The sequence below is a fragment of the Lactobacillus sp. ESL0237 genome (assembly GCF_003692985.1).
GTDB classification, from domain to species: Bacteria; Bacillota; Bacilli; order Lactobacillales; family Lactobacillaceae; genus Lactobacillus; species Lactobacillus bombicola.
Genome location: NZ_REHE01000007.1, coordinates 44,842 through 59,790, shown reverse-complemented (window position 1 = coordinate 59,790; position 14,949 = coordinate 44,842). Strand labels below are relative to the sequence as shown.

Here is a 14,949-nt window from a genome sequence, read left to right as displayed (position 1 = left end):
CGCTAATTTTCCATATCTTTATTTTTTTCTAATTCTTCTCCAGCAGTCTTAGCCATTTCACTTATTTGTTGTTCAATATGCTTACTGTCTAGATTAATATTATCTGCCATAGTTTTTTCAATACAATTGACAAAATCCTGAGCCTCTAATATTGTAATTATCTTTTCCACATCATTTTGATTGACATATAGAATACAATAGCGCAATTTATTCGAAGAATAAACAATATCACCGAAACGACGTAACTTATATTGATTACTTATGGAATTAAGATAAACAATTAGTCCTTGTCTCGAAGTTAACTGGGTATTAGCCAGGTCTTGATTAACACTCATCTATTATCTATTTCCCTTCTTATCTTTTCGTTAGCAGCTATATTAAGAGCAAGTCCTATTGCCGTAGACAAAACAATTAAGGACGACCCCCCATATGAAATAAATGGCAATGTAACTCCTGTAATCGGTAATAGTCCAATAACTGCGCCAACATTAAATAATGTTTCAGTAAATATAATTGTAGTAATTCCAAAACACACTAGCGCATTAAATTGTGACTTAGCCTTTATTCCAACTTCCATAATCCGCCACATTAAATAAAATAATATGCCTAATACCACCAAAGCACCAATAACACCTAGTTCTTCAGCTACGATAGATAAAATAAAGTCAGTATACGGTTCCGGTAAATAGCCTCTTTTTTGCATACTATTACCTAGACCAACACCAAACAAGCCACCATTGTGAATAGCATAATAGGAATTAACCAATTGAGCGCCACCCTTTTGCTCAAGTTCAAATGGATGCATAAAAGACATTAGTCGTTGATATTGATAATTATCTTGTAAGAATTTAGGATTCCAATGAATAATTAAAAAAACTAGTAAAGTAACAGTTGCAGCAATACTAAATAAAAAAATCAACGCATTTTTAACCGGGATTCCTGATAAAGAGAACATAACAATGACTATCATTGCTAAAATTGCCGTACCGCCTAAATCCGGTTCAATAACTACTAAAAACATCATAAATGCGGCTAAAATTGCAGGTCGATATAAGTTTTCAACAATATTACCCTTACTAAAACTGCCATCGTGTCGATCTAAAAAATAAGCCAAATAAATGACCAAGGCTAGTTTTGCAATTTCTAGTGGCTGTATTTTGATTACTTTTAGATCAATCCAGCCAACTGCCCCATTAACGGCAGCATCAGAACCTTTAATAATCTTTAAAGCAATTAAATATAGTAATAAAATCAAGCTGATTTCTAAAAAGCAAATAACAAATTTGCGCTCTTTGAAAATTTCCAATTTTAAAAAGAAACTTAAGCTAGCAAAAACAAAAATAGCAATTATGGCATACCAAGCTTGCCGTATACCATAAAAACTTGGCTTAAAACCATTCACTAACATAATGTTTGAACTAGCAGAATATACCATAATTATCCCAAAAATAACTAGCAATAAATATGGTACCAAAATCGAAAAATCAAGATGATGTAATTTTTGGCGCACAAGTAGACCTCCTATTAAGTAAGTTGTCTCTGTAATTATAAAACAAAAAAGACACCACTTCATTAGTGAGTGCCTTTAATATTGTTACTTAATTACGATTACGCTTTTTATCAGCCTTTTGTCGTTCAGAAGTATTTAAAATCTTTTTACGAAGACGAATAGATTCTGGAGTTACTTCACAATATTCATCATCATTTAAAAATTCAATTGCTTCTTCTAAAGTCATATTCTTCGGTGTTCTAATTGCAGCCGCATGGTCCTTACCAGCTGCCCGCGTGTTAGTTAAATTCTTACCCTTAATAACGTTAACTGCAATGTCGCGATCACGTGAAGACTGACCAACAATCATTCCTTCATAGACTTCAACACCCGCGCCAATAAATAACTCACCACGTTGTTCAACGGTTTGTAAAGAATATGTAGTTGACTTACCTTGACTGATTGAAACTAAAGCGCCGTTTTTACGTCCAGGTTCCCAATTCTTTACCACAGGCTTATATGAATCAAAACTGTGGTTCATAATGCCATAACCACCTGTTTGCGACATGAATTCGTTGTTATAGCCGATTAATCCGCGCGATGGAACCAAGAAATCTAAACGAGTTTGGTTATTGCCGGTTGAAGCCATATTCTTCATTTCACCTTTTCTTTGGGAAAGAGAATCGATTACCGAACCAACATATTCATCAGGAGTATCAACTTGAACTGCTTCAAATGGCTCACACATCGTACCATCAATTTCACGGTAAATAACCTTTGGCCGGGATAATTGTAATTCGAAGCCTTCACGACGTAGCTCTTCAACTAAAATGGAAAGGTGTAATTCCCCACGTCCAGAAACAGTCCAGGCATTAATTTGATCTGTGGGCTCAACTTTCAATGAAACATCAGTCCGAGTCTGTTTAATTAGTCGATCTTCTAATTTCTTTGGGGTAACTTTATCACCTTCACGTCCAGCAAAAGGTGAATCACTAGCAACAAAATCCATTTGTAAGGTTGGTGGATCAATTTTAAGAAATGGCAATGCTTCAGGTTCTTCAGCTGAAGCAATTGTTTCTCCAACAAAAATATCATTAATACCACTAATCGCAATAATGTCACCAGCTTTGGCTTCAGTTATTTCATTACGCTTAAGCCCAAAGAAACCGAATAATTTAGTAACACGGAAATTCTGACTTGAACCATCGCGCTTCATAACTGTGATATTATCGCCTACTTTAACTTGACCGCGGTAGATACGACCTACACCAATACGGCCTACATAATCATCCCAATCAAGCATTGTAATCTGGAATTGTAATGGCTCATCAACATTATCAATAGGAGCTGGGATTGTCTTAATGATAGTTTCAAAAATTGGATCCATCGTTTCTTTTTGGGTTGAAAGATCTTCATCATAAGAAGAAGTACCATTTAAAGCTGAGGCATAAACAACTGGAAAGTCTAATTGCTCATCGTTAGCACCGAGTTCGATAAATAATTCAAGTACTTCATCTAATACCTCTTTCGGACGAGCTCCTGGACGATCAATTTTATTGATAACGACAACAGGTTTAACACCAGCTTCCAGTGCCTTCTTCAGAACGAAACGAGTTTGCGGCATTGTACCTTCATATGCATCAACTAAAAGTAAGGCACCATCAACCATATGCATAATTCGCTCAACTTCACCACCAAAATCAGCATGTCCTGGTGTATCCAAAATATTAATGGTAGTGTCACCAAATTTTACCGCAGTATTCTTAGATAAAATAGTAATACCACGCTCACGTTCAATATCATTTGAATCCATTGCTCGGTCTTCTATAGTCATGTGTTCAGACAGAGTATCAGATTGCTTCAACAATTGATTAACTAAAGTGGTTTTACCATGGTCAACGTGAGCTATAATGGCTATATTTCTAATATCGTTTCTTCTTTTTTCTGACAAAAGTATTCCTCCTCCACTCCTCAATAAAAAAACTGTGACGTGGTCACAGTTTCGGCGGCACGTCAAAAACATGCTAATCGAAGTGTTTCATATCTGTATATTTACGCTCATTGATTTTAACACCTAACTATAACAACGGTCAACGTTTATCCCTCTTTTTCAAATCAAAATTTTAGTATAGAATAAAAACAGGACAAATTAGCCTAACCTATGTTAAAAATATAGATATATAAATTTTTGTGAAAGAGTGAATGTAATTGATTTTAATGAAAGACATAACCCGTGATGGCAATCCAGTGTTACGGAAAGTAGCTGAACCTTTATCCTTCCCTTTAAGTGACCACTATAAAAAATTAGCCGACAGAATGATGGAATATTTAATTAATTCTCAAGATCCCAAAATTGCTCAAAAACACCAATTACGTGCTGGTGTTGGTTTAGCTGCACCACAAGTAGGAGAAAGTGTGCAAATGGCCGCTTTACTTGTACCCAATAATGAAGGCGAAATAGTTTTTAAAGACACATTTGTTAATCCGGAAATTTTATCTGAATCTGTTCAACAGGCTTGTTTAAGTGAAGGGGAAGGCTGCTTAAGCGTTGACGAAGTAATTGATGGCTATGTGCCTCGTCCTGACAAACTAAAAATAAAATATTACACAGTTGATGGAACTGAAAAAATAATTAATTTAAAAGATTACCCTGCAATTGTTGCTTCTCATGAAATTGAACATTTACGCGGACATTTATTTTATGATCGAATTAATAAACAAGACCCATTTAAACTAGCTGACGATACTGTCATTGTTTACTAATTAAAGCCGCCAATACTAAGATCTTAGCCTCACAGACTCTAAGTTTTATACTTGTATCAGGCGGCTTTTTTAATTAATCCTGATAACTTGTTTCTATACTTGAAATAACAATTATGGTAGAATCTTACTAGCTGTTAGATACCTTGAGTATCTACATTAAGAACGTTTTTTAAAAAATATTAAGGAGAATACAAATATGATCTACAAAGTTTTGTATCAAAAAGACAAGGTTGTCAATCCTCGACGTGAAACAACCCAAACTCTTTATTTAGAGGCAGAAAATATGGTTACGGCTAGAACAATGGTTGAAGACAATACCCCCTATAATATCGAACTCATCCAAGAATTAGCCGGCAATTCACTGCAATACGAAAAAGAACACGCTGATTTTAAATTAACATCTTTTGAAAGTAAGAAGTAATTTAAGTGCGTATTAAAAATAATGAAGTTGCTATCGTAGCAATCGGGGGGTTGCACGAAATTGGCAAGAATATGTATTGTGTTCAATACCAAGATGAAATCGTCATTATGGATTGTGGTATTAAATTCCCTGAAGATGATTTACTTGGTATTAATTATGTTATTTCCGACTATTCCTATCTAATCAAAAATCGAAAAAAAATCAAAGCACTGGTTGTAAGTCACGGACATGAAGATCATATCGGAGGAATACCTTTTTTACTTGAAAAAATACCCGAAATTCCTGTTTATGCTACCCCATTTGCTCTTGCTTTAATCAAAGGTAAATTAGAAGAGCACGGAATCTTGCGAACAACAGAATTGCATGAAGAACATGAAGATACTGTATTAAAATTCAAAAAATTATCCGTTAGCTTTTTTAGAACTACTCACTCAATTCCAGATACCTTGGGAATTGCTGTGCACACTCCATTAGGTGCGGTTATTTTTACAGGTGATTTTAAATTTGATTTAACTCCTGTTATGAACCAGCCAGCACCTAATTTTCAACAAATGGCTCAATTAGGTAATGAAGGAGTGCTAGCTTTATTATCAGATTCAACCAATGCCGAAGTAGCCCAATTTACTAAATCTGAACGGTTTGTAGCCAAATCACTGCATGACATTATTACAGGTATCCATGGCAGGATTATCTTCGCTACCTTTGCCTCGAATCTTTATCGCGTATCAACTGCAATTCAAGCAGCAATTGATACGGGACGTAAAGTAGCAATCTTTGGTCGAAGTATGGAGAATGGCGTACAAAATGGCATTGATTTAGGCTATCTTAGTGTTCCTGAAGGACTAATTGTTGATGCTAATGAAATTAATCATACTCCACCTGATGAAGTAATGATTTTATGTACTGGTTCCCAAGGTGAGCCATTAGCTGCCCTTTCTCGAATTGCAAATGGAACTCATAGACAAATAAGTCTGCAACCAGAAGACACTGTTATTTTTTCTTCAAACCCAATTCCTGGAAATACGCTTAGTGTTAACCACCTGATTAACAAATTAATGGAAGGTGGAGCTACTGTTATCCATGGACGAGTAAATAATGTACATACTTCTGGCCATGGTGGGCAAGAAGAATTAAAAATCATGGTTAGATTGACTAAGCCTAAATATATGATTCCAGTTCATGGTGAATACCGCATGCAAGTAATTCATACCGAACTGGCACAAGCTGCCGGGATACCAGCAGACCACACTTTTGTTTTAGAGAACGGCGAAGTAATTTGTTTTGGACCAGAAGGTTCACGAATTGCTGGACACATTCCTGCTGGAGATGTTTATGTCGATACATCCGGGACAGCTGATGTGGGGAATGTAGTGGTTCATGATCGCCAAGTTTTATCAGAAGATGGTCTAGTTGTTGTAGTTGCCACTGTTGACTATAAGCATAAACGAGTTTTAGCAGGACCTGATGTTTTAAGTCGCGGCTTTGTTTATATGCGTGAATCTACTGATTTAATCAGTCAGACACAAAAACATATTTATCATATTCTTAAAACTGAAATGGATAAAACTGACAATCCCAAAGATAGTATTATTCGTAAGGCAATTGTTGATAATCTTTCTGATTTTTTATATTCAAAAACTAAAAGACGACCGATGATTTTACCAATGCTAGTTGAAAAGAAGTAAAATTTCTGATTTTGCTTTAAAAATAAGGATTAATGAACAAAAAACTAAGATTACACCTGCTTGTTAATGAAACTGCCGGTAACGGACGAGCCAAAAAAATACTTTATCAATTGGTTTTGCTCTTAATAAATGAAAATATTGATTTTGATATTAAGAAAAGTACCTATGCGGGACAAACGATTAAACTTGCTCAAGAATACGGTAGCAATATACATAATGAAGGTGAAGTACTAATAGTAATTGGTGGTGATGGTTCACTTAATGAGGCACTTAATGGGATTAAACGCTCAAGCAATCCCGAGACCCCCTTTGCTTATTTACCTGCTGGAACTGGTAATGACTTTGCCCGAGCAGCTAAGTTATCTTCTGATCCGAAACTTTTGTTGCTACGCTTAAAGAAAAGCCTAATACCCGATAAAGTTGATTGTGGCTCATTTCAAATAGATGGTCATCTTAATCAACTTTATTATTTTGCCAATAGTTTTGGCATTGGTTTTGATGCATGTGTTAATCATTTAAGCAATATTTCCGAATTAAAAAAAATCTTGAATAAGCTAGATAAAGGTAAGCTTGTCTATGGCCTAAATATTTTATTCGGCTTGCGTAAACAAGACACTTTTAATGTTGAAATTAAGAGTGATCATCAACAATGGTATTATCAAAAAGCTTTTTTAGTTACTACAACTAACCATCCTTATTTAGGGGGTGGTATTCCCCTATTACCTAGTGCTCGAATTGACAATCATAAAATTGATACCGTAGTCGTTGAAAAATTTGGTCTAAATAAATTAGTCAAACTTTTTATTAACTTATTAAAGGATGGTTCGCATATTCACGATCCCCAATTTCATTATATTGAAGCAGAAAAAATTACCGTCACTGTCAATAAAAAAGAGTTTGCACAGGTCGATGGTGAAGAAGTTAAGCTTAACTCTTTTAAGCTAGAATTTGCCGTCAAGCAATTTAACTTGTTCAGGTATTAAAAAATATAAAAAGCAAGAAATTTTAAAGTTTCTTGCTTTTTTATTTAAATTATTTATTACTATTTCTTTTCAGGAACTGGTAAATCCGAACCAGCTAGATACTTTACATCCGAAGCTTTCATCAAAATACCGCCACCAATTATAACTTGATAAAATAATGCTACTTTATTGTTATCATATCTTCTTTTTTACCAAAATGAATCATATTCGCAGCACTTTCGCCATAATCGTCCTTATCATAATATAGTGCATCATATAACTGATTAAAGATGTTGGCCCAGGTCATTTGTTGTCTCACTGTATTTTTAAAATCATAATTGCAAATAAATGTATCTAGATACGCAGGAGTACAAAGTTTACCCCAAAATTATCACTAGTAGCAATTATATCAACAATTAATTTTTGCCCACTCTTTAAAGTCTTAGGTAATAATTGGCCATGTCTATTTAATTATAATAGTTGCCCTAAGCCATACTTAATAATTTTTGTTTAACTTTAATCAATAAACAAAGACAACAACTTTTTTAGCTTAAAATTCGTTGTTTATTGTATCAGCTCGTATGTCCTTTTAGCATCATTACCAGATTTCAGAAATACTTCTGGGCTAATTTTTTAGCTTGAAGCTAATCGAATTCTGTGCAAAAAAGCAATATTAGTTTTTTATACTTCCGATTTATTACATGTATAAGAAATTAGGGTATTTTTATTAACAATTTAGTAATAAAACAAAAATTTCTGTTGAATTAAATTATGCAAGCCATAAGGCCTAAAAATATATAGGTATACTTTTTGTTATTTTTTTGTTACATAATCAGAAATATTTAATTGCTTTTCCGATTTCAAACCAGTTATATTATCATACAAATGAAGAAGAAGTTTAGTTCTGTCTTGATTAAATTCGATTGCAATATTCATATTTTTCCCTTTATACTCTTCTCCTATTGACTTTTTAGCTAGCATATATACTTGATTGGTCTCTTCTTTCGTTAGATTATTAATATTTTTAACTACTATTTTCTTTCCATTTAATTTTTCAGTTGCATCTTGCAAACTCCAAATAGCCTGATTTATTTCTGCTTGAGTTGGCTGTGACTCTTGGACAACCTTTTTTCCATTATCAACCGCATGTAAATATGTATTCTTTTCTAAGTAACTACCAAATTTATATGGATCGCTGTTTTTAATGTTTGTTTCTTTATCTAGCAACCTTTGGAGACTCTCTTTATCATCATTAGAAGCTAATGCCACAAAATTTTTAGCTTCATCTGCTGTATTTATTGCTTTTAATTTTGGCCCATAAATATACTTATTATCATTAGCCTTAATAAAATCAGTTGAATTACTAAACGATCCTTCATTAGGTTTATCACTTAATCTGTAAAATAATTCAGCTCGATTATCACTTGGTACCCATATATATAATAATTCATCAACTGGCCGTTCCTTATATTTTTGAACTATATTTGTGCTTTTTGGTTTACCATTAATATCGTAAACCAGAGTATTTTTGCCTATCATTACAGTAGTATAATTGCTATATGGCAATAACATTTGACGTGCAGAAATTCTCACTTTATCTGTATAAAGATATTCATTTTGGTTTTTTATACCATAGAATGCTGACGGAGTATTTCCATCTATTTCATAATAATTCATATCTAAAGCAAATGGTACAGCTTCACGATCAATAGTCACTTTTTTACCTATTTTTATTTTTTGGCCAGTATTATTTCGATGACTATCAAAAACATCTAATCCACCCTTAGAATTAGGAGTTACATGCTCAACAGTGGCAGTTGTTTGATTTGTATATAAACTATCACCATCAATTTTATCAACATTTGCCGCTTTGATATAGCCACCGTGACTAATGCTGTAATATTCCTGCCCTCTAATTGTCTTATATGGCAAGTAGAACCAATTCCATTTATCATCATGGAACGAGTAACGCTTTGTATCCGGATTAGTTATTGCTTTAACCTGATCAACATACTTAACTGTCGCCCATTTTTTAAGTAAGCCATTACTCCCCTGGTAAGAGTATAATTTCTGCCCTCTTTGATTATAAATGCGCGTGTTGTGGTTTAATGTTAAGGTATCGGCTGTTGCAATTTTATTTTGCGTTTGGTCAGTTGTTTGTGCTGCCTGAGCTTGATTAAGACTAGTGGTAATTACTGGTACCGCTACCAAAGCAACTGCCGCTAAACTAACTATTAATTTTTTACTTTTTTTCATTTTTTATACCTCATAATAAAAAAGAAATAATATATTTACTAAATTATAGTTTATACTTCAAAGTAATAAGTTTTCTACTATGCGACCAAACAAAAAAGTGAGTAAAAATAGCTACTCACTCTTCTTTTAATTTGCTAATAAGTCACCTGGATGCTTACCAATTAGAAGTACCGGTGTTTCTGATATGTCTCTATGCTTTAAATAACGTTTTAACTGTTTAATTGAAGTATCAGCTATTGGCTTATTCTTACCAGTTAACTCGCTAGCTAACGTTTGTGCTTGCTCTAATAAAGCCGAAGTAGGTTCGTTATTATCTCTAGCAATCATTACTTTTAGTTCAGCATTAATTAGTGGTTGTAAGTCCTTGTTAAATAGGTTTTTGTTATAAATACCATTCACATAATTGGTATAACCTTTATATTTTCCATCCTTAGAAATCAAATCAACGGAAATGCTGTTTTTAATGGTTGTCAGCTTTCTGACCTTAAATAGTGTATGATTCTTAACAAGCTTCTTTAATACCTTTCGGCTGTATGATTTACCCCCCTTGGCTGTTGTATTCTTATATAATGCGCCTTTACCAGCATGAGGTAATACAAAAACATACCCAGCTTTAGCTAACTTCTTAGTCCAAGCTTTATTAGTTACACGCTTAGGTTTTTCTATTTGCGCAGCTTGGGCCGTAGTATTATTTGTGGTAGCCAGCAGTTGTCCCATCGATACTATCGTTAAAACAACCAAGACTTTAATTATTTTTTTCATATGCTTTTCTCACTAATACCATTGATGTGCTTGCCAAAATTGTTTGGCTTTTTCCCATGAACCATACCAATTTTTGACATATCTATCTGCAGTTTTTTCTTAATTTACTTTACTATAATCTCCATTAAGGTAAGACTTAGTTAATTGAAAACGCCCATAGTACTGACCATTGACTGCTGTATAACTATAGGTTGATTCATTATAAGCAATCCATACTTTTGCCGATCTATTTGCACTACTTAAATTATCATAATACTTACTTTTTATACTTGCTGGGACATTAGCATACGGGTTACCAACAGGATTACGACCATAAGATCGTAAAAGATCATTGCCAAAATCTAAAATGGTATTGTCGTTAACTGTACCTTCACTATAATCAGCAGCATTTTCAACATTTTGTGGTAAGTAAATTGGTGTTCCACTAGGGATTGGTGTATCAGGATCAAGATTATTATTAAGTTGCTCAACTACTGATAACTCAAGATTATTGTTTTCAGCAATTTGTCTTAATGATTGATTATCTTTATTAGCAACCGGAGCTATATCATTCTTAGAAATCGAAGACAATGCTGTCTACTCTGCTGACGCAGTACTAGTGGTCAGCATCATGGATGCTGGCACTGTTGCTAACATAATTGCAGAAGAACCTACGCCTAAAATTTTTTTAAATTTCATTTTTACGCCTCATTTATAAAAAAGTAATTATAAATTACATATTATATCTAAGAACATTATAACGCTTATTTTAATTTGTTGTATATCTTTTAAACATATAACAACATAATTTTAACATAGTGCAGATTAGTCGAAGTATTACTAAAGCATAGAACCACAAGACTAAATTTGGCAATAAATAATTTTTTTGAATTTATAATTGTATATAATAAAAAAAGGGCATTATTAATGAAAGAAACATGAAGACAAATTACACTTAATTCCAGAAGAAAACCGCCAACTTGCCAAAACTTATCTGACCAAGCTAGTACTTACAACTGCTGAGATGACTGATCTTAAATGCTGGACTTATCAAAATCGGTTTTTTTTGACGTTACATCAACTGCTGTATTGCTCGGTACTAAGTGCTCACCCAGAAAATATTCAACATCTGAAGCTTTAATATACTTAAATTCAGCACCTTTATAGAATTCTATTCCTTCATAAAATAATTCTGCCTTATTTAAGCTCGGAACCCAAATATACTGTAATTTTTTAACATCTAAACTATCACCCTTTTCAACGATACTATGACTATCCGGAATGCCATGAATATTATATAGTGGGGTCTTCCTTATGGTAACTACACTCGTAAAATTAGTATATGGCAGAATAGCTTGTCTTGGTATTGAACTTCTCTTAATATCGGCCCTCAAAACGAATTGCTGCTTATTATTTTTTAAGCGAAATACTTCCATATCTGAATTGGATAACCCAATTATATCCATTGAACCAGCTAAACTAACTCTATCGGAGGTGCGGTCAATTACTATTTTGGAGTCCTTCTTAATATACTTATTAGTAAAATTCCCTTGCGAATCAATTATTCTAGCATTATTACTGCTGCCTACTCCAGATTCTGTTATCTTCGCTAGCCGAACAGTAGGCATAATTTGTATACAAACTATAACTATCAATTTCTTGAACATTAGCAGCTTTTATATAACCACCATGGCCAATACTATAATATTCCTGTCCCTTGATTGTTTTATATGGTAAATAGAACCAGTCCTGAAAATTTTCTTTATGGAAGGAGTAACGCTTTGTATCCGGATTAGTTATTGCTTTAACCTGATCAGCATACTTAACTGTCGCCCCTTTTTTAAGTAAGCCATTACTTCCCTGGTAAGAGTACAATTTTTGCCCTCTTTGATTATAAATGCGCGTGTTGTGGTTTAATGTTAAGGTACCGTCTGTTGCAATTTTATTTTGCGTTTGGTCAGTTGTTTGTGCTGCCTGAGCTTGATTAAGACTAGTGGTAATTACTGGCACAGTTGCCAAAGCAACTGCCGCTAAACTAACTATTAATTTTTTACTTTTTTCATTTTTTATACCTCATAATAAAAAAGAAATAATATATTTACTAAATTATAGTTTATACTTGAAAATAATAAGTTCCTACTACACAAGCAAAAAAGGGTAAGCAATTTTAAAAATTGCTTACCCTTTAAATTAAGTTATGTTACTTGCTAAATCCAATTAGTGATATCATTCAACCTTAAATTTATGTAGACCGAAACTCATATAATGTAATAACTGATTAAGGATTTCCGCTTTAAATACTGTGCCAGTAGTCATAACCGCATATTGACCCCCAGCATCAATTAATTTTTTACCAGTTTGCTTAAAGCCATTGCGTTCATAAAAATGAAGCCGTTTTACCCGCTGGTTATAGTTTAGTGCCAGACTATTAATTGGTTCGATATCTAAAATAATATCTTTATTGTAATAATTCTCTCTTAAAGCCTGTAATACTTTCGTACCATAACCCTGACCATGCTTAGCTGAAATAATTGCTAAGTAAGCTAAATAAACCGCTGTTTCTCCTTCAACTAAAAAGATTAAACCAACAAATTCTGTTTCGTTGTAAATAGCTTGAAAATGAGCTTTTTTTCGCAAAGCCATAACTAGTAGTTGCCAAGTATGGAATCTTTCAGCTTCAGGAAAAGCTTTTACGTACAATTCTTTTACTTTTCGATATTCCTCAGTTTGCCACTTAATGTTTTTAAAATGTAAAATAATATCCTAACTTTCTATATTTTTAAATTTAGTCTCTAGGATACAGCATAACAAATATGACATTATTAGCCAAGTAAGTAAGAAATATTTAAGAAAAAAATTTTCTCAGTACATCTAAATTAAACTATGCCTTATTGCGAGATAGAGTCTTTAAGCCAGGTAAATTAATCATAACAATCAGACTAATAATATACAAAGCAGACAAAAAGCCCATTACAATGGTTAAATTATATCGATCCATCAAAATACCAATTACGACTGATGAAAAGCCACCAATTGCCCGACCAATATTAACAATAATATTATTAGCACTTGACCTAATTTCAGTTGGATACAGTCGACTAATTACAGCACCGTAGCCACCAAACATTCCGTTAGAAAAGAAACCAACTACTGCCCCAATTAGCAGTAAAGTTAGCATATTAGTAGCTAAGCTGAGAGTATAAACCATAATAGCAGATCCAACTAAGAAAATGCCAAAAGCTCTTCTAGGACCAAAATAATCAAAAATAGAACCAAAAGTAAGCATACCAATGCTCATCCCAATAATTGTTGCAATCATCCATAAACTGGAATTAGCAACATTCAAATGTAATTGCTTTTGGACAATTGTTGGCAACCAATTCATTAAGCCAAAATAGCCAGCAATTTGTACTGTCATCATCAACATTAAGCCTAAACTTTGCAATGCTAACTGCGGTGTAGCAAACATTTTTTTAAAGACATTTGATAGCAATGAACCTTTTTCTTTAGCCTTCGCTGTTAAAAATTGTTCACTCTCATGAAGATGCTTTCTAATAAAAATTGTTAATACAACCGGCACAATTCCAACTAGAAATAGCATATGCCAGCCAGCGTTAGGAATAATCCAAGCGGCAATTAAAGCTGCTAAGACGGCACCAACTTGGCCACCAATGGCCGCAATCGAAGTCATTTTACCAATCTGAGCTTGCGGAAAAGTTTCTGCAATCAAAGCAATCCCCACCCCATATTCGCCACCAGCACCAATACCGGCTAGAAAACGCAATACATAGATTAAATAAATATTCTTGGCAAAAGCCATGCAAGCCGTAGCTACTGCAAAGATAATTACAGTATGACTAAAAGTCTTCACTCGCCCAATTTTATCACCAAGAATACCAAAAATAATACCACCAGCCAGCATACCTAAATTGGTCACTGATGAAATTAATCCAGCAGCACCACCAGATAAATGTAAATCAGCAATCATTGAACTCATTGCAAAGGATAAAAAAAGCACATCCATATTTTCTAAAGCAAATCCGGATGAAGTAGATGCAATCGTCCACTTTTGATTTTTACTTAGTACTTGAGTGTGCTGTTTAATAGTATTCATCATTTATTTCCTCCAAAACGAACGCTCTCTGTCATTCAATTATTTCATCAGAATTACATTCTACTCGTTTTTTCACTTTTTACAATAGGATAATATGACTATATTTCCTTCCAGAAGTATATTTACACTAAATAAGAAATTGCAACCTGTAAACGCGCAAGGTCGATAATTTTAGGTACTAAATCTTCTGAATCTACTTCAGCAAAAATAACACCAGTACTAGGATTAACTTCAAATCCTGCCTCCCAAATCAAGTTGGCACAAGATTCAAACAATTCTTCATCACTAGCACTAGGGTCGAGTTTAAATAGACAACGACCATCATCAGTAACTTTTAATGCAGTTTCTTTCTTTTCAACAAAACAATATACCTCTTCCCCCAGTGCATCTCTTTGTGAAGTGGCAATTTCAATAGTGTTCTCATCAAATATCAATACATTAATATTACTAGCTAGCCAATTAATTATTTTTTGCTTTAATTCAGTACACACTCTTTTTGATTGCTTAGTCATTAAATT

Annotated in this window: 16 protein-coding genes; 4 read left to right on the top strand and 12 right to left on the bottom strand. The window is 33.6% G+C overall.

Annotated elements, in window-relative coordinates:
* Positions 1–2: 2 nt before the first annotated feature.
* The 3 genes from F5ESL0237_RS03230 to typA form a co-directional block, all read right to left on the bottom strand.
* A complete protein-coding gene (locus F5ESL0237_RS03230) occupies positions 3–335 on the bottom strand; it encodes a YlbG family protein (protein WP_118896430.1) in 333 nt (110 codons plus the stop codon).
* The gene (locus F5ESL0237_RS03225; RefSeq protein WP_122021603.1) at positions 332–1,510 is read right to left on the bottom strand and encodes an FtsW/RodA/SpoVE family cell cycle protein; all 1,179 of its coding nucleotides are present in this window, start codon (positions 1,508–1,510) and stop codon (positions 332–334) included. Before F5ESL0237_RS03225 ends, F5ESL0237_RS03230 begins: the two co-directional genes overlap by 4 nt.
* 88 nt (positions 1,511–1,598) lie before the next feature.
* A complete protein-coding gene (typA, locus tag F5ESL0237_RS03220; RefSeq protein ID WP_090091814.1) occupies positions 1,599–3,440 on the bottom strand; it encodes a translational GTPase TypA in 1,842 nt (613 codons plus the stop codon).
* 257 nt (positions 3,441–3,697) lie between these two features.
* Here typA and def point away from each other — a divergent pair, with 257 nt between their 5' ends.
* From def to F5ESL0237_RS03200, 4 genes are all read left to right on the top strand, one after another.
* A complete protein-coding gene (gene def, locus F5ESL0237_RS03215) occupies positions 3,698–4,252 on the top strand; it encodes a peptide deformylase (protein ID WP_118896429.1) in 555 nt (184 codons plus the stop codon).
* Positions 4,253–4,448: 196 nt separating this feature from the next.
* Positions 4,449–4,673, top strand: a complete 225-nt coding sequence (locus F5ESL0237_RS03210; RefSeq protein WP_090091810.1) for a DNA-dependent RNA polymerase subunit epsilon — start codon at positions 4,449–4,451, stop codon at positions 4,671–4,673.
* Between the two features lie 5 nt (positions 4,674–4,678).
* Entirely contained in the window at positions 4,679–6,358 is a 1,680-nt protein-coding gene (gene rnjA / locus F5ESL0237_RS03205) for a ribonuclease J1 (protein WP_122024631.1), read from the top strand.
* 32 nt (positions 6,359–6,390) lie between these two features.
* The gene (locus F5ESL0237_RS03200) at positions 6,391–7,341 is read left to right on the top strand and encodes a diacylglycerol kinase family protein (RefSeq protein WP_122021599.1); all 951 of its coding nucleotides are present in this window, start codon (positions 6,391–6,393) and stop codon (positions 7,339–7,341) included.
* 160 nt (positions 7,342–7,501) lie between these two features.
* On the opposite strand, the gene F5ESL0237_RS08565 is transcribed toward F5ESL0237_RS03200, so the two are convergent.
* From F5ESL0237_RS08565 to F5ESL0237_RS03160, 9 genes are all read right to left on the bottom strand, one after another.
* Positions 7,502–7,627 carry a hypothetical protein gene (locus F5ESL0237_RS08565; RefSeq protein WP_255409261.1) on the bottom strand — a complete coding sequence of 42 codons (126 nt, stop codon included), beginning with the start codon at positions 7,625–7,627 and terminating at the stop codon, positions 7,502–7,504.
* A gap of 506 nt (positions 7,628–8,133) precedes the next feature.
* Positions 8,134–9,576 carry an FIVAR domain-containing protein gene (locus F5ESL0237_RS03195; RefSeq protein ID WP_122024630.1) on the bottom strand — a complete coding sequence of 481 codons (1,443 nt, stop codon included), beginning with the start codon at positions 9,574–9,576 and terminating at the stop codon, positions 8,134–8,136.
* A gap of 126 nt (positions 9,577–9,702) precedes the next feature.
* On the bottom strand, positions 9,703–10,338 hold the full coding sequence (locus F5ESL0237_RS03190) for a hypothetical protein (RefSeq protein WP_122024629.1): 636 nt from the start codon (positions 10,336–10,338) through the stop codon (positions 9,703–9,705).
* Positions 10,339–10,437: 99 nt separating this feature from the next.
* Positions 10,438–10,908, bottom strand: a complete 471-nt coding sequence (locus tag F5ESL0237_RS08615; RefSeq protein ID WP_370448609.1) for a hypothetical protein — start codon at positions 10,906–10,908, stop codon at positions 10,438–10,440.
* A gap of 443 nt (positions 10,909–11,351) precedes the next feature.
* On the bottom strand, positions 11,352–11,945 hold the full coding sequence (locus tag F5ESL0237_RS03180) for a hypothetical protein (RefSeq protein WP_147440976.1): 594 nt from the start codon (positions 11,943–11,945) through the stop codon (positions 11,352–11,354).
* On the bottom strand, positions 11,893–12,327 hold the full coding sequence (locus F5ESL0237_RS03175; RefSeq protein ID WP_233551889.1) for an SLAP domain-containing protein: 435 nt from the start codon (positions 12,325–12,327) through the stop codon (positions 11,893–11,895). Before F5ESL0237_RS03175 ends, F5ESL0237_RS03180 begins: the two co-directional genes overlap by 53 nt.
* A 216-nt stretch (positions 12,328–12,543) precedes the next feature.
* Complete coding sequence (locus F5ESL0237_RS03170; RefSeq protein ID WP_122024626.1) at positions 12,544–13,017, bottom strand: GNAT family N-acetyltransferase; 474 nt, start codon at positions 13,015–13,017, stop codon at positions 12,544–12,546.
* Between the two features lie 181 nt (positions 13,018–13,198).
* On the bottom strand, positions 13,199–14,431 hold the full coding sequence (locus F5ESL0237_RS03165; protein WP_122024702.1) for an MFS transporter: 1,233 nt from the start codon (positions 14,429–14,431) through the stop codon (positions 13,199–13,201).
* A 122-nt stretch (positions 14,432–14,553) separates the two neighbouring features.
* Positions 14,554–14,943 (bottom strand): DUF1828 domain-containing protein, encoded by a 390-nt coding sequence (locus F5ESL0237_RS03160; protein ID WP_122024625.1) that lies wholly within the window; start codon positions 14,941–14,943, stop codon positions 14,554–14,556.
* Between the last annotated feature and the right edge of the window lie 6 nt (positions 14,944–14,949).